Here is a 14,786-nt window from a genome sequence, read left to right on the forward strand (position 1 = left end):
GGTGCGGGCGGGGCCGGCGGCGGCTCCGGGGCGGCCGGCGGCGGAGGCGGTGGCGGCATGTGCCCCGCCGGCGACACCACCAGCACCGGCTGCGATGCCGGCTGCGCGGCCCAGGCGCCGTAGCCGGTGGCGAGGCCAAGCGCAACGACGGCGAGGATGCCGCCGAGCCGGCGCGAACGGGTTGGAGCGGGTTGCCTGAGCATCGCGATTCTCTCCTTGAGCGGGTGGCCGTAGCCCCAGTGACAGCCCAGCGGCAGCGGCTGGGCCGCCAACTGGGCCTTGAACATCGCCTCGCCGTAGGCGCGGCGTGCATGCGGGTGTCGCGCGACCACGCGCTGGTCGCAGGCCAGCTCCTGGTCGTGACGGAAGTGGCGCGCGGCCAGGTGCACCAGCGGGTTGAACCAGAACACGCTGCGCAGCGCGAGCACGGCCGCGTTGGCCTGCAGGTCGCCGTGGCGGACGTGGCAGCGTTCGTGCGCGAGCATCAGCCGGCGCTGCTCGTCGCTGTAGGCGCGGTCGAAGTCGACCGGCACCACGATCCTCGGCGGGAACAGGCCGACCGTCGCCGGCAGTCCGCCGCGTCCCGCCGCCTGCAGCAGGCCGTCGCCACGCGGCTGGAGCCGGCCGAGCGCGCGGCGGAAGCGCCGCTGCCGCCGGGCGAAGGCGAGCGCCATCACCACCGTTCCGGAAAGCCAGACCACCAGCCACGCCGGCGCGCCACCGCCGCCATCGACCGCCCCCGCCGCCAGCGCCTGCGGCACCGCGTTGCCGATCGCCAGCACCATCGACACGCCGGGCGACGTGGCGGGGGCGGCCGGCAGCAGCACCGCGACCATCGAGACGGGCACCAGCCACCACGCGCCATAACCCGCGGCAGCCCCGAACCGGCGGCGCAACGGCGCCCGCAACAACAGCACCAGCACGATCGCGACGCCGCTGGCGACCGCCAGCTCGACCAGCACCCGCAGCAACTCAGCGGCTTCCATCGTCGATCTCCTCGAGCAGGCGACGCAGCTCGGCGATATCGCGCTCGCTGAGCTTGCGGTGCTGGCTGAAGTGCGCGACCAGCGGAGCGACCCGGCCGCCGAACAGCCGCTCGACCAGGCTTTCGCTTTCGTCGAGCACCCAGTCCTCGCGGCGCAGCACCGGCGAGTAGAGGTAGCGCCGGCCGTCCTTCTCGGCCGCGATAGCGCCCTTCTTCAGCAAACGGTTGAGCAGGGTCTTGATGGTCGGCTCCTGCCAGTCGCGGGTCCCGGCGAGCGCCGCGACCACGTCTTCCGCTGCCAACGGCTGGCGTTCCCACAGAACGTCCATCACGACGGACTCGGCTTCACTGATCTGCATTTCGTTTACACCTGTAACCGATATGCGGAAATTACACATGTAATTTCCCGTGTCAAGTGATGTCCCGGCACGCGGTCTCAAGCCCGCCGCGGCCAGGCCGATACCGGGAACACCTCCCTTCGACCCGGCCCGATGCAGCCGCCCCACGCTCCCGCGCCCCCGCCTCCGGGCCTCGACGGCGAAACGGCCGGGCACCGGGTATTGCTGGTCGAGAACTCCCGCTCCTACGCGCAGATGCTCGCCGCCGAGCTGCGCGAGCGTCTGCAGCTGGAGGTGGTCGCGGTGTCGTCGCTGGCCGCCGCGCGCGAGGCGCTGCAGCACGGCCCACCGTTCTTCCTCGCCCTGACCGGGCTGGTCCTGCCCGACGCCGACCCCGCCCGCATCGCACGGCTGCTGGTCGACCACGGCCTGCCGATCGTGGTGGTCACCGGGGTCTACGACGACGCCACCCGCCAGCAGATGGCCGCGCTGCCGATCATCGACTACGTGCTGAAGGAGGCGCCGGACACCATCGACTACCTCGTCTGGCTGGTGCGCCGCCTCCACAGCAACCGCGGGATCGCCGCGCTGGTGGTCGAGCCGGCCGGTCCGGCGCGGGCCGAGACCAGCGCGCTGCTGGCGCTGTACGGGTTCCGCGTGTGCGAGCGCGACACCGGCGCCGCCGGGCTGCAGGCACTGTCGGCCGACCCGGCCATGCGGCTGGTGGTGGTCGACCACGACCTGGCCGACATGGACGGCGTCGAGTTCACCCGCCGCGCGCGCCAGGGCCGGCCGCGCGACATCCTGTCGATCGTCGGCGCCTCCAGCGGCGGCGGCGCCCCGCGCATCGCCCGCTTCCTCAAGCACGGCGCCAACGACTTCATCGCCAAGCCCTACTCGCGCGAGGAGTTCATGTGCCGGATCTCGCAGAACGTCGACAACCTCGAACTGATCGGCACCCTGCAGGACCTCGCCACCCGCGACTACCTGACCGGGCTGGCCAACCGCCGCCACTTCTTCGACGCCGGCCGCCGGGCGCTGGCCACGCAGCGTGGGCCGGTGTCGCTGGCGATGCTCGATATCGACCACTTCAAGCACATCAACGATACCCACGGCCACGAAGCCGGGGACGCCGCGCTGGTGGCGGTGGCCGCGGCGATCGCCGCCCACGCCCGGCCCGGCGACGTGGTCGCGCGCTTTGGCGGCGAGGAGTTCTGCGTGCTGGCCGGCGGGCTCGACGGTGACGCCGCGGTCGGGTTCTTCGAGCGGCTGCGCGAGTCGATCGCGGCGCTGCGGATTCCGTTCAGGCAGCAGTCGCTGTCACTGACCGTGAGCATCGGCGTCTGCCACCGGCACGACACCGACCTGTATGCCCTGCTGGCCGACGCCGACCGCCTGCTGTACCTGGCCAAGGCGGCGGGCCGCAACCGGATAGGCACCGATGTGCGGGTTCTGGCGTGACGGCGCGGCGTGCACGCGCGCGGCACGCGCGAACGGTATCGTGGACTTTCGCGGCCTCCGGCCAGCGCCAGCGCGGCCGCACCACCCCATGGCCCGCGTATTTCCCTGAACCGGTTCCACTGGAACACCTGACCTGTCGATGATGCTGCAGGAGCTGAAAATCGGAACGGGCCAGCTGTCGGCGGGCATGTACGTCTGCCGGCTGGACCGGCCGTGGACCGGCGCGCCGTTCCCGCTGCAGGGCTTCCTGGTGCAGCCGGGCACGCAGCTGGACTGGCTGCGCGAACACTGCCACTGGGTCTGGATCGACGTCCGTCGCGGCACCGCGCCAGCCGGGCGCCCGGCGGTGGCTGCCGCGGCGGCCATGGACACCGGCGACCGGCTGATCGGCAGCGTCGTGCACGTCGACACCGTGCCGTTTGCCGAGGAACTGCCCGCCGCGCACCAGGCCCATGACAACGCCGCGCGCCTGGCCGCGCGGATCCTCGCCGACGTGCAGGCCGGCCACAAGCTGGCCGCCAGCGAGGTGCGGACCGCGGCCGAGCCGGTGGTCCACAGCGTGCTGCGCAACGCCGACGCGCTGTTCTGGGTGAACGCGCTGCAGCGCCACGACAGTTACGCCTACGGGCACGCGATCAACTGCTGCGTGCTGGCCGCCGCGTTCGGCCGCCACCTCGGCCTGCCGGAGGACCTGCTGGTCGACCTGGCCAGCGGTGGGCTGCTGCTCGACGTCGGCAAGACCCAGCTGCCGCACGCGTTGCTGGCCGACCCCGGCCCGCTCGACGAGGCGGCAATGGAGCAGGTGCGCACCCACGTCGAGCTCGGCCAGGCCATCCTCGCCGACAGCGACGAACCCCACGCGGCCACGGTGGTGCAGATGCTGCGCACCCACCACGAGCGCTGGGACGGTTCGGGCTACCCGGATGGGCTGATGGCCCGCGCGATCCCGCTGGCGGGCCGGATGGCCGCGATCATCGACAGTTTCGACGCGATGACCAGCCTGCGCGCGCACGCCCCCGCACAGGCGCGGCACGAAGCCCTGCAGGAGCTCTACCGCAACCGCGGCCGGCTCTACCACGGCGAGCTTGTCGAACAGTTCACCGGCTGCCTCGGGGTATACCCGACCGGTTCGCTGGTGGAGTTGAGCACCGGCGAGGTCGCCGTGGTGATGACCCAGAATCCGAGCCGCCGCCTGCGCCCGCTGGTGATGCTGCTGACCGGTGCCGACAAGGTCCCGCGCGACGTGTTCAGCCCGCTGGACCTGATGCTGCAGCCCGAGGGCGAGCCGGTGTCGAAGCAGGTCAACATCGTCCGCCCGCTGCCGGTGGGTGCCCACGGCCTCGACCCAGCCGAGCTGTTCCTGTGACGCGCGCCGGACTGTTGCAGCGGGTGTCCTCGCTGCTCGCAACGCAGCCGTCCGGCGACGGCGTGCTTGGCGTGATGCTGGTCCGCCTGCAGCGCCTGCCCGAGATCCGCATCGCCCATGGCTACGCGGCCGGCGAGGCGCTTGCCGCGGCGACCGCGCAGTCGATCGGCCAGACCCTGCGCCCCGGCGACGAGGTCCACGTACTGGACGACGCCGAGCTGGCGGTGCTGCTGCCGCACCTGCGCGACGGCAACCACGCGCTGCTGGCCGGGCTGCGGGTGCTGCGCATCCTCGATGCGCCGGTGGTCTTCGGCGAGCGTGCCGTGCCGGTCTCGGCGGCGGTCGGCCTGGCGGTCGGCCCGGACCAGGGCGAGGACCCGGAAACCCTGCTGCGCCGCGCCGGCATCGCGGCCGGGCAGGCGCGCCGCGGCAGCGAGCGCTGCGTGCTGTACCGCGCCGGCAGCGACGCCACCGGCGTGCCCTACGAACTGCTGCGCGCGGCCCTCGCCGGCAACCGGCTCGAAGTCCACCTGCAGCCGATCCTCGACCTCGCCCGGCGCCGCTGGGTCGGCATCGAGTCGCTGGCACGCTGGCGCGACCCCGAGGGAGGACTGGTGCCGCCGCTGGAGTTCATCCCGCTCGCCGAGGACACCGGGCTGGTCGCCGACCTGACCCGCTGGAGCCTCAACACCAGCCTGCGCCACGCGGCCCGTGCCCGGCGCGCGGTGGCGGACCTCGGGGTGTCGGTCAACCTGTCGCCACGGGTGTTCGGCCAGCGCGATTTCGTCGCCCAGGTGCTGTCGTCGCTCGACGTCTGGGACCTGCCGGCCTCGGCGCTCACGCTGGAGGTCACCGAGACCGCGCTGATGGAGGACCCGGCCACCGGCTTCGCCCTGCTGGAGCGGTTGCGCGCGGAGGACATCGGCATCTCGATCGACGACTTCGGTTCGGGCTATTCCTCGCTGGCCTACCTCAAGCACCTGCCGGCGACAGAACTGAAGATCGACCGCGCGTTCGTGACCGACCTGTGCCGCGACCGGCGCTCGGAGCAGCTGGTCCACTCGATCATCGACCTCGGCCACGACCTCGGCATGGAAATCGTGGCCGAGGGCGTGGAGGACGCCGACACGCTTGAACGGCTGGCGCGGCTGGGCTGCGACCGTGCCCAGGGCATGCATATCGAACGGCCGCAGCCGGCCGGGACGCTGATCGACCTGCTCGCCCGCGAAGCGGCCTGAGCCCGTCCGGTCGCCGCGCGGCACGTCACCGCGCGACCGACCGCGGCGGCCGCGTCACAGCGCGCGCGCCACCTCGACCACGCGCTCGACGGTGAAGCCGAAGTGTGGGAACAGCTTGCCGGCCGGGGCGCTGGCGCCGAAGCTGTCGATGCCGATCACCGCACCGTCCAGACCCACGTACTTGCGCCAGAAGTCGGACACGCCGGCCTCGATCGCGACGCGCCTGCGGCAGGCCTTCGGCAGCACCGACTCGCGATAGGCGGCGTCCTGGCGGTCGAACACGTCGGTCGACGGCATCGACACGACGCGCACCCCGTCGCCCAGCTGCGCGGCCGCCTGCATCGCCAGGCCGACCTCGGAGCCGGTCGCGATCAGGATGACCTCCGGCGTGCCAGCCGAGTCCTTCAGCACGTAGCCGCCGCGCGCGATGTCGGCGACCTGCGCGTCGCTGCGCGGCTGGTGGTCGAGGTTCTGGCGCGAGAACACCAGGCAGCTCGGGCCGTCGGCACGCTGGATCGCGGCACGCCACGACACCGCCGACTCGACCGCGTCGCACGGGCGCCAGACGTCGTTGTGCGGGATGTAGCGCAGGCTCGCCATGTGCTCGACCGGCTGGTGGGTCGGGCCGTCCTCGCCCAGGCCGATCGAATCGTGGGTGTAGACGTGGATCGCGTGCGCGCCCATCAGCGCGCTCATGCGCACGGCGTTGCGGGCGTAGTCGCTGAACACCAGGAAGGTCGCGTCGTACGGGATGAAGCCGCCGTGCAGGTTCAGGCCGTTGCTGATCGCGGTCATCGCGAACTCGCGAACGCCGTAATAGATGTAGTTGGCGTCCGGGTCGCTGCTGTTGGCCGACTTGCTGCCGCTCCACAGGGTGAGGTTGGAGTGCGCGAGGTCGGCCGAGCCGCCGATCAGCTCGGGCAGGCGCGGCGCGAAGGCCTCGATCGCCATCTGCGAGGCCTTGCGCGAGGCGACCACCGGGCCATCGGCCTGCAGCTTGGCGATGTACGCGTCGGCCGCGGCGAGGAAGCCTTCCGGCAGTTCGGCGTGGCTGCGGCGGGTCAGTTCGGCGGCCAGCTCGGGGAAGCGCTGCGCGTACCTGTCGAACGCCTGGTTCCACTGCGCCTCGCGCACGGTGCCGGCATCGCCGACGCGCCAGCCGTCGTAGACCGCCTGCGGGATCACGAACGGCTCGTGCTCCCAGCACAGGCCGGTGCGGCAGGCGGCGATCTCTTCCAGCCCAAGCGGCGCGCCGTGGCTGGATTCCTTGCCGGCCTTGTTCGGCGAGCCGTAGCCGATGGTGGTGCGGCAGCAGACCAGGGTCGGTTTGTCGGTGCAGGCCAGCGCCTGATCAATCGCGGCCTTGATCGAATCGGCATCGTGGCCGTCGACGCCGCGCACCACGTTCCAGCCGTAGGCCTCGAAGCGCGCCGGAGTGTCGTCGGTGAACCAGCCGGCGGTGTCGCCGTCGATGCTGATGTGGTTGTCGTCCCAGAACGCGACCAGCTTGTGCAGGCCCCAGGTCCCGGCCAGCGAGGCGGCCTCGTGCGAGATGCCTTCCATCAGGCAGCCGTCGCCCATGAACACCCAGGTGCGGTGGTCGACGATCTCATGCTCGGGGCGGTTGAAGCGCTGCGCCAGCAGCTTCTCGGCCAGCGCCATGCCGACCGCGTTGGCGAAACCCTGGCCGAGCGGGCCGGTGGTGGTCTCCACGCCCGGGGTCATGAAGTTCTCCGGGTGGCCCGGGGTCTTCGACTCGAGCTGGCGGAAGTTCTTCAGGTCGTCGATCGACAGCTCGTAGCCGGCCAGGTGCAGCAGCGCGTACTGCAGCATCGAGCCGTGTCCGTTGGACAGCACGAAGCGGTCGCGGTTGAACCAGGTCGGGTTGGCCGGGTTGTGGCTCAGGTAGTCGTTCCAGAGCACCTCGGCGATGTCGGCCATGCCCATCGGCATGCCCGGGTGGCCGGAGTTGGCCGCCTGCACGGCATCGATGGCGAGGAAGCGGACGGCGTTGGCGAGGTCGCGACGGGAGGGACTGGGCATGGTCGGCTGGCGGCGAAGCGGTGGAGCCGTCCATTGTCCCATCCCCTGCCGACCGTGTCGCGCCGGGGCGGCCGGGCGGTCGCCCGAACCGCGCTCAGTCGGCCAGCAGTTCCGGCGGCGGGTCGATCTCGCCGCGCGACACCACCGCCGCCGCGGCGAGGTCGCCGGTCACGTTCAGCGTGGTCCGGCACATGTCGAGGAAGCGGTCGACGCCGAGGATCAGGCCGATGCCCTCCGGCGGTACCCCGACCATGCCGCAGATCAGCGCCACCACCGGCAGCGAGCCGGCCGGTACGCCGGCGGTGCCGATGCCGCCGAGGATGCACACGAACATCACCGTGACCTGCTGGCCCAGGCTCAGGTCGACCCCGAAGAACTGCGCCAGGAACAGCACCGTCACGCCCTCGAACAGCGCGGTGCCATTCTGGTTGGCGGTGGCGCCGACGGTCAGCACGAAGCGCGAGACCTTGCGCGGCAGGCCCAGTTGCTCGTCGGCCACGCGCAGGGCGGTCGGCAGGGTGGCGTTGGACGATGCGGTCGAGAACGCCATCACCATCGCTTCCTGGATGCCCTTGAAAAACTTCGCCGGCGAATAGCCACCGGCGAACCTGAGCGCGGCCGAATAGACCACGAACATGTGGATCGCCAGCGCCAGCACCACCACGCCGACGTAGGCGCCCAGCCGCGCCAGCAGGTCCCAGCCGAACAGCGCGGCGAGGTTGAACATGAAGCAGAACACCGCGTACGGCGCAAGCCGGATGACCAGCCCGATCAGCGTCATCGACACCTCGAACAGCCCCTCGATGCCGCGCTGCAGGGTCTCGGTGGCGGCGCTGCGGGTCAGCACCAGGCCGACGCCGATCATCAGCGCGAAGAACATCACCGCCAGGATCGCGTTGTCGGCCGCGGCCGCGACCACGTTGTCGGGCACGATCGACAGCAGCATGTTGATGCCCTGCGGCTGGTCGGCGCTGGAGCCGACGATCGCGGCGGCGCGGTCGGAGCCCTCGGCCAGCATCTGCGCGGCGGCGGCGCGGTCGACGCCAGCGCCGGGCTCCAGCCAGTTGACCAGCAGCAGGCCGATCAGCACCGCGATGCCGGACACCACCACGGTGTACGCCAGCGTGCGCCAGCCGACCCGGCCGAGCGACCGCACGTCGCCCATCTCGGCGATGCCGACCACCAGCGCCGAGAACAGCAGCGGGATCACCAGCATGAAGATCAGCCGCAGGAACAGCGTGCCGGCCGGCTGGGTCACGTAGCTGGTCAGCCACTGCACCCACGGCGCGTCGGCGCCGGACACGTAATGGGCGATGAGCCCGACCAGCAGGCCGGCGCCAAAGCCGATCGCCATCTTCCAGTGCAGCGGCAAGGCCCGCTTGCCAGCGCCGGTGTTCGCTTCGGTCATGTTCGCGCGGTTCCCCTCGACAATCGGGCGAGCTTAACAAACCGCGACGGGCCCACTTCCGACCCGCCGCGGCCGGCAAACCATGAACAGGTGGGACTCAGTCGCGCGGGTACAGCGGCGGCAGGACTCCGGTTTCGGCGGCGACCGGCCGCACCCAGCGCGGGCCCTTCGCGAAGGCCTCGCGCAGCAGTGCGCGCGCGGCCACGCCGTCGCCACCGCCCCAGCGCGCCTGTTCCATCGCGTCGACCGCCGCGCGCTGGGCGGGGTCGGCAAGGCGGGCGCGCAGTTCGTCGATGTCCTTCGCCGGCGGACGGGCGAGCGCGCGCAGGCGGTCGGCGACGTCGCCGAGGTCGCCGGTGTCGAGTGCCTGCCGCAGGGCCCGCAGGTCGGCGGCTGGCGGGCGGACGGTGGCCGGGGCGGCGGCGGTCTTCGACGTGCCGGCGGCGGGCGTGCGCTGCACTGCCCAGACCAGGGTGAACAGCCACAACGCCGCGAACAGCAGCGTCGCCAGCACCCAGCCGCGATGCGGAGCGACGCTCGCGCGGGCGGCGTCGATCGACGAGGCGGCCGGCGTGGATGCCGCCGCGGGGCCGCCGGCGGCCGCCGGATCGGGCGTGGAGGCGGCCGGGGCGGCGCTTCCGCCGATGTCCCAGTCCAGCGCCGGCAGCCGCGCGGTGCGGGCCGAGCCGGAACCGACGTCCCACCAGTCCATCGAAAGCCCGGCCATGGTCGCCGCGCCGCCGCGCGTGGGCACCAGCGAGAAGCGCCGGGTCAGGGTGACGCGCGGGCGCCCGTCGACGAAGCGCTCGTCGGCCTGCACCGGCTCGGCGAAGACCTGCACGCCGTCGATCGCCGGCAGTTCCAGCTCCGGCATCTGCGCGGCGCTGGCGCCGTCGGCCACGGCCTCGACCACCAGCGTCGCGGCGTTGCCGACGCTCAGGTCCTTCGGGACCGACTGGTAGCGCAGCTGCAGGTCGTGCAGCGGCAGCCAGGGCTGCGGCGCGCCGGCGGGCACCGGGCGAATGTCGAGGACGCGCGTGGCCGCCCGTGCATTCAACTCGCCGCTGCGGCCGAGGAAGTCGTCGAAGAAGCCGACCGTGCCGCGGCCCTGGAACACCGCGCCGGGGATCTCCAGCCTGCCGCTGCGCTCGGGAATCAGCAGGTAACGGCGCTCGATCACGGTGTAGCGGCGGCCGTCGATCTCGCGGGTGTACTGGGCGTCGTCGCCGACCTGGCGCAGGGTGGCGCCGTCGGGCTGCGGCTGGTCGAGCTGGCCCGACACCAGCGGCACCGCCGAGTACAGCCGCACCACCCAGCCGACCGCCTGCTGCAGGTAGGGGTCGCGGTCGTCGGCCGTGCTTTCGAGGAACACGTCGTCGCCGGCGCGGGCCGGCACCGCGGCGCTGGCCGGCGTCACCACCAGCGACAGCGGCGAGGTGGTGGCGCCCCCGACGCGCAGCGCGGGAATGGTGATGACGCCGTCGCTGCGCGGCTTCAGCGCGACCGCGTGCAGGGTGCGGGTGCTCATGCCGCCGCTGCCGAGCGAGACCTGCCGGCTGCTGCTGCGCCCGCTGATGTCGAACTCGTGCCGCAGCGGGCCGTAGTCCGGGGTGGCGGACTGGTCGGTCTCGATGTTGAGGGTCACCGTCTCGCCGAAGGCGATGCGGTCGCGGTCGAGCCAGGCGCGGGTCTGCGCGGTCGCCATGCCGGTGGCCAGGCACAGCAGCAACAGCACCAGTGCCTGCAACCGGTGGCGGAAGCCGTGGGTGGGGGTGTCTGCACGCGTCATCGGGGTTCCCAGCCTTGTTCCATCTGCCGGCGCTGGTGTTCGAGCCGGAACTTCTCGCGCAGCAGGCCGCCCGGGTCGTCAGGGATGCGCCGCAGCCAGGCCTCGTTGGCGAGCCGGCGCTCGCGCTGCTCGGGGGTTTCGGTGGCCTCGGCCGGGGCGGTGGCCTCGTCCGCCGGCGGCATACCGGCGTCCTGCAGCGCCTGCCGCATGCGCTCGCGCTGGGCCTTGTCGGCGGCGGCCTGGGCTTCGGGGTCGGGTTGGGGACGGGCGCCGTCGCCGGACTCGGGCGGCTGCTTCGCCCCGTCGCTCTCCGGTGGTTGCTCGCCGCGGTTTTCGCTATCCCGGTTCTGACTGCCACCGTTGTCCGACGGCTGGCCGTCGCCGGACTGGCCCTGCCCGTCCTGCGGTTGCTGTTCGCCGTCCTGCCGGTCCTGCTCGCCGCCCTTCGGCGGCTGCCGCTTCATCGCGGCCTCGACCGCTTTCCGGTTGGCGATCGCGTCCTCCATGCCGGGCGCCTGCCGCAGCGCCTCGTCGTAGGCCTCGATCGCCTGCGGGAAGCGGCCGGCCTTGGCCAGCGCGTTGCCGCGGTTGTAGTCGGCGTCGGCGCCGTCGACCTGCGCGTAGATCTCCGCCGCGCGGGCGAAGTCGCCGCCGCGGTAGGCCTCGGCGGCGCGCTGCATCCGCTGGTGCGCGACCTGGTCGGGCCGGCGCCAGAGCTCGGCCGCCTGCGACTGGCCGGGCAGCCACAGCACCACCAGCAGCACCGCCACCGGCGCACCACGGCGGAACGCGAGCAGCGCCAGCAGTATCAGCGGCGGCAGCAGCCAGAAGCCGCCGTCCTGCCAGCTGCGCCCGCTGTCGCCGGCGTCCTGCGCGGCGGCGTCCAGTGCGGGATCGAGCACGCCGAGTGCGTCGAGGTCGCCACCGTCGGTGGTGATGCCGGCGTAGTGCCCGCCGCCCGCGGCCGCCAGCCGACGCAGCGACGCCGCGTCCAGCCGCACGGTCGCAAAGTCGCCGGAGGCGCGCTTGTACGGCGCACCGGCAACGCTGCCGACCCCCAGCGCCGATACGGTGTAGCCCCGCGCCGCCGCGTTGGCCGCGGCATCGACCGCTGCGGCGTCGGCGTGGTCGGTGATCAACAGGATCTCGCCACGGTCGAAGCCGGCCTGTCGCAGCAGGTCGGTCGACCACGCGATCGCACGGTCGGCGCGCTGGCCGTCGACCGGCATCACCCGTGGGTGCAGTGCGTCGAGGAACAGCGCGACATTGGCCGCGTCCGGCGTCAGCGGCGCGACGGTGAAGGCGTCGCCGGCAAACGCGACCAGCCCGACCTGGCCACCGTCGCGCTGCGCCAGCAGCGTCGCCAGCTTGGCCCGGGCCTGCGCGAGCCGGTTCGGCGGCACGTCGCCGGCCAGCATGGTGTCCGACAGGTCGAGCGCGACCACCAGCGGCGAATGGCTCTGCCACAGTGGCTGCTCGACCTGCCGCCAGCTCGGGCCGGCCAGTGCCAGCACCGCCAACGTCCAGCCGAGCGCGGCGAGCACCGGCGCGCCCCACCCGGCCCGGCCGACGCCCTTGTCGATCAGTGCCGGCAGCAGGTGCGGGTCGACCACCTCGCGCCAGACGCTGGCGCGACGCCGGCGCGCCCGCCACCACGCGGCCAGCAGCGGCAGCGCGAGCAGCGCCCACAGCCAGTGCGGGCGGAGGAAGTGCAACGCGTCGAGGCTGGCGATCATGCGCGCCTCCGCCGTGCCCAGGCGAATGCCAGCAGCGCCAGCGCGAGCGCGCCGCCGAGCGGCCAGGCGTAGCGTTCGATCCGCGGCCGGACCGCCTCGCCGGGGCGCTCGACCGGTTCCAGCCGGTCGATCTCGGCGTAGATGCCGGCCAGCTCGGCGGTGTCGCGCGCGCGGAAGAACCGGCCGCCGGTCGCTTCGGCGATCCCGCGCAGGGTGTCCTCGTCGATCTCGTCGCCGGCACCCGGCATCGGCAGCTGGAAGCCGAACAGCGACAGCGAGCCCTCGCCGCCGAACGCGATGGTGTGGACGCGGACGCCGGCATCGGCGGCCAGTTCGGCGGCCTTCAACGGGTCGAGCAGGCCGGCGGTGTTGACGCCGTCGGTCAGCAGCACGAGCACGCGCGGCTGGTCGGGGTCGGTCGCGGAGCCGTCGGCGCCACCGCGCAGGCGCTTGACCGCCAGCCCGATGGCGTCGCCGATCGCGGTCTCCTGCCCGGCCAGCCCGACCACGCTGTCGACCAGCTGCTGGCGGACCGTCTCGCGGTCGAGCGTGAGCGGGGTCAGCACGTAGGCGCGGCGGCCGAACACCAGCAGGCCGACGCGGTCGCCGGCGCGGCGGTCGAGGAAGTCGGCGAGCACCGCCTTGGCGGCGGTCAGCCGGTCGACCGGGCGGCCGCCGAGCTGCATGTCCGGCTCGCTCATGCTGCCGGACAGATCGAGCGCCAGCATCAGCTCGCGCCCGGCCTGTGGCGGCTGCACCGCCTCGCCGAGTATTTGCGGCCGCGCCGCGGCGACGCACAGCAGTACCCAGGCACACCAGGCCAGCCACGGCGCATGACCACCACGGGTGGCGACCGCCGTGCCGCCCTGCACCCGGGCCAGCCGCGCACCGAACGGCACCGCCAGCGCCGCGCCGGTACCGCGCCGCGGCGGCAGCAGCCAGCGCGCGAGCCACGGCAACGGCAGCGCCAGCAGCAACGCCGGCCACGCGAAGCCGTCGATGCCCGGCAGCAGCGACACCAGCGGGTCGATCCAGCCGGCGCCGTTCATTCCGCGCCCATCCAGCGCAGGAACACCGCGCGCGCCAACGGCCGCAGCGCCGCGACCGCGGCCGGGTCGACCTCGCGACGGTAGCCGCCGTCCAGCAACAGCCGGCCGGCGCCGCGGCTGAAGGCGTCGACCGGTGCGCCGCGACGGCGCGCGGCGGCGCCGGTATCGAGCAGGGCCAGCCACTCGTCGCCCTGCAGGCGGTCGGCAGCGGGATCGCGCCGGCGCGCGGCGCGGCGCAGCAGTTCCGAGATCGCCGCGACTTCCGCCGCCGGGTCGGGCGCCGCATCGACCGCCCGGTCGAACACCGAGGCGATCCGCGTGCGGCGCCGGCGCCGATGCAGCGCCCACGCCGTCCAGCCCGCGAGCGCCAGCAGCACCACCGCCGCGACCAGCCACCATCCCGGCGCCGGCGGCCACCACGGCGGCGCCGGCGACGCGTGGATGTCGCGCAGGACGAGGTCGACGGCCGCCATCAGGCCACCATCGGCCGCGGCCGGCCCAGCAGCGGCAGCCACGATTCACTGGGCGCGTCGGTCGACAGCGCCTGCGCACGGACTCCGCGCGAGGGCAGCAGATCCAGCGCGGCGCGCACCGGCGCGGCGAATTCGGCGTCCCAGCGCTGCCGCGGCGCGCGTCCGGCAAGGTCGATCTCGACCCGCTGGCCGCCGCTGCGGAAGGGCAGCATCGCCGCGGGTGGGTCGAGCTCGAGCGGGTCGGTCATCAGCAGGACGACGACCTCGTGGTGCTGGGCCAGCACCGGCCAGCTGCGCGCGGGCTGCGCGGCGACGCTGTGGGGGTCGGCCAGCACGACCAGCCGCGAACCGGGACGCAGCAACCGGCGCGCGTGATCGAGCGCGACGCCGAGGCCGTTGTCGTCCGGCGGTGGCGCGGTGTACCAGCGCGCGAGTGCGTCGAGCACCCGCAGCGCGCCGTGTTGGCCGCCGGCGGGCGCGACCGGCGGTTCGCGCCCGCTGCCGCGCAGGGCGGCGATGCGGTCGCCGTCGCGCGCCGCGGCCCAGGCGGCGATCGCGCCGGCCCGCGCCGCCTGCACCGACTTGAAGCGGGTGCGCGTGCCGAAATACAGCGGCGCCGCGGTGTCGGCAACAATCAGGGTCAGGCGTTCGCGCTCGGCCTGGTAGAGCTTGGTGTGGGCGCGGCCGCTGCGCGCGGTCAGCCGCCAGTCGATGTGGCGGGCGTCGTCGCCGGCGATGTACTCGCGCGACTCGGCGTACTCCATGCCGCGCCCGCGCAGCGGCGACAGCGCGTGCCCGGCCGGGCCGTGGCGGCCGTGCCGTGCCGGCCGGCGACCGCCGGCGAGCGGACGCAGGGCGACCAGTTCGGCCAGCGTCGGGGTGATGCCGTCGCTCACGCCG

General features: G+C 73.4%; 12 protein-coding genes. 3 read left to right on the forward strand and 9 right to left on the reverse strand.

What is annotated here, in order from left to right; all coding sequences use genetic code 11:
• Window positions 1-986, reverse strand: a 986-nt coding sequence (locus tag N799_RS09385; RefSeq protein ID WP_052101419.1) for a M56 family metallopeptidase, incomplete at its 3' end; no start/stop codon positions are given.
• Entirely contained in the window at window positions 973-1,344 is a 372-nt protein-coding gene (locus N799_RS09390; RefSeq protein ID WP_036211385.1) for a BlaI/MecI/CopY family transcriptional regulator, read from the reverse strand. The genes N799_RS09385 and N799_RS09390, both read right to left, overlap by 14 nt.
• A gap of 132 nt (window positions 1,345-1,476) precedes the next feature.
• Here N799_RS09390 and N799_RS09395 point away from each other — a divergent pair, with 132 nt between their 5' ends.
• From N799_RS09395 to N799_RS09405, 3 genes are all read left to right on the forward strand, one after another.
• Window positions 1,477-2,784, forward strand: coding sequence for a GGDEF domain-containing response regulator (locus N799_RS09395; protein ID WP_036211388.1), 1,308 nt, complete (start codon window positions 1,477-1,479; stop codon window positions 2,782-2,784).
• Between the two features lie 139 nt (window positions 2,785-2,923).
• Window positions 2,924-4,150 carry a cyclic di-GMP phosphodiesterase gene (locus N799_RS09400; protein ID WP_238978884.1) on the forward strand — a complete coding sequence of 409 codons (1,227 nt, stop codon included), beginning with the start codon at window positions 2,924-2,926 and terminating at the stop codon, window positions 4,148-4,150.
• Entirely contained in the window at window positions 4,147-5,388 is a 1,242-nt protein-coding gene (locus N799_RS09405) for a putative bifunctional diguanylate cyclase/phosphodiesterase (RefSeq protein ID WP_052101421.1), read from the forward strand. Before N799_RS09400 ends, N799_RS09405 begins: the two co-directional genes overlap by 4 nt.
• Window positions 5,389-5,442: 54 nt before the next feature.
• On the opposite strand, the gene tkt is transcribed toward N799_RS09405, so the two are convergent.
• The 7 genes from tkt to N799_RS09440 form a co-directional block, all read right to left on the reverse strand.
• Window positions 5,443-7,431 (reverse strand): transketolase, encoded by a 1,989-nt coding sequence (gene tkt / locus N799_RS09410; RefSeq protein ID WP_036211394.1) that lies wholly within the window; start codon window positions 7,429-7,431, stop codon window positions 5,443-5,445.
• A gap of 94 nt (window positions 7,432-7,525) precedes the next feature.
• Window positions 7,526-8,839, reverse strand: a complete 1,314-nt coding sequence (locus N799_RS09415) for a dicarboxylate/amino acid:cation symporter (RefSeq protein WP_036211397.1) — start codon at window positions 8,837-8,839, stop codon at window positions 7,526-7,528.
• Window positions 8,840-8,936: 97 nt separating this feature from the next.
• The gene (locus tag N799_RS09420; protein ID WP_052101422.1) at window positions 8,937-10,628 is read right to left on the reverse strand and encodes a BatD family protein; all 1,692 of its coding nucleotides are present in this window, start codon (window positions 10,626-10,628) and stop codon (window positions 8,937-8,939) included.
• Window positions 10,625-12,364, reverse strand: coding sequence for a VWA domain-containing protein (locus N799_RS09425; protein WP_036211400.1), 1,740 nt, complete (start codon window positions 12,362-12,364; stop codon window positions 10,625-10,627). The genes N799_RS09420 and N799_RS09425 overlap by 4 nt, the downstream gene beginning before the upstream one ends.
• Window positions 12,361-13,413, reverse strand: coding sequence for a vWA domain-containing protein (locus N799_RS09430; protein WP_036211403.1), 1,053 nt, complete (start codon window positions 13,411-13,413; stop codon window positions 12,361-12,363). The genes N799_RS09425 and N799_RS09430 overlap by 4 nt, the downstream gene beginning before the upstream one ends.
• Window positions 13,410-13,886 (reverse strand): DUF4381 family protein, encoded by a 477-nt coding sequence (locus N799_RS09435; RefSeq protein ID WP_036211406.1) that lies wholly within the window; start codon window positions 13,884-13,886, stop codon window positions 13,410-13,412. Before N799_RS09435 ends, N799_RS09430 begins: the two co-directional genes overlap by 4 nt.
• A complete protein-coding gene (locus N799_RS09440; protein WP_036211409.1) occupies window positions 13,886-14,782 on the reverse strand; it encodes a DUF58 domain-containing protein in 897 nt (298 codons plus the stop codon). Before N799_RS09440 ends, N799_RS09435 begins: the two co-directional genes overlap by 1 nt.
• Window positions 14,783-14,786 lie beyond the last annotated feature (4 nt).

It is taken from the genome of Lysobacter arseniciresistens ZS79 (assembly GCF_000768335.1).
In the GTDB taxonomy this organism is placed as follows: domain Bacteria; phylum Pseudomonadota; class Gammaproteobacteria; order Xanthomonadales; family Xanthomonadaceae; genus Novilysobacter; species Novilysobacter arseniciresistens.

What these genes read in the sequence shown, in the direction of transcription:
- N799_RS09415 (WP_036211397.1), bottom strand. Translation starts at nt 8,839, where the DNA reads ATGACCGAAGCGAACACCGGCGCTGGCAAGCGGGCCTTGCCGCTGCAC.
- N799_RS09435 (WP_036211406.1), bottom strand. Translation starts at nt 13,886, where the DNA reads ATGGCGGCCGTCGACCTCGTCCTGCGCGACATCCACGCGTCGCCGGCG.
- N799_RS09395 (WP_036211388.1), top strand. Translation starts at nt 1,477, where the DNA reads ATGCAGCCGCCCCACGCTCCCGCGCCCCCGCCTCCGGGCCTCGACGGC.
- tkt (WP_036211394.1), bottom strand. Translation starts at nt 7,431, where the DNA reads ATGCCCAGTCCCTCCCGTCGCGACCTCGCCAACGCCGTCCGCTTCCTC.
- N799_RS09390 (WP_036211385.1), bottom strand. Translation starts at nt 1,344, where the DNA reads ATGCAGATCAGTGAAGCCGAGTCCGTCGTGATGGACGTTCTGTGGGAA.
- N799_RS09420 (WP_052101422.1), bottom strand. Translation starts at nt 10,628, where the DNA reads ATGACGCGTGCAGACACCCCCACCCACGGCTTCCGCCACCGGTTGCAG.
- N799_RS09425 (WP_036211400.1), bottom strand. Translation starts at nt 12,364, where the DNA reads ATGATCGCCAGCCTCGACGCGTTGCACTTCCTCCGCCCGCACTGGCTG.
- N799_RS09400 (WP_238978884.1), top strand. Translation starts at nt 2,924, where the DNA reads ATGATGCTGCAGGAGCTGAAAATCGGAACGGGCCAGCTGTCGGCGGGC.
- N799_RS09430 (WP_036211403.1), bottom strand. Translation starts at nt 13,413, where the DNA reads ATGAACGGCGCCGGCTGGATCGACCCGCTGGTGTCGCTGCTGCCGGGC.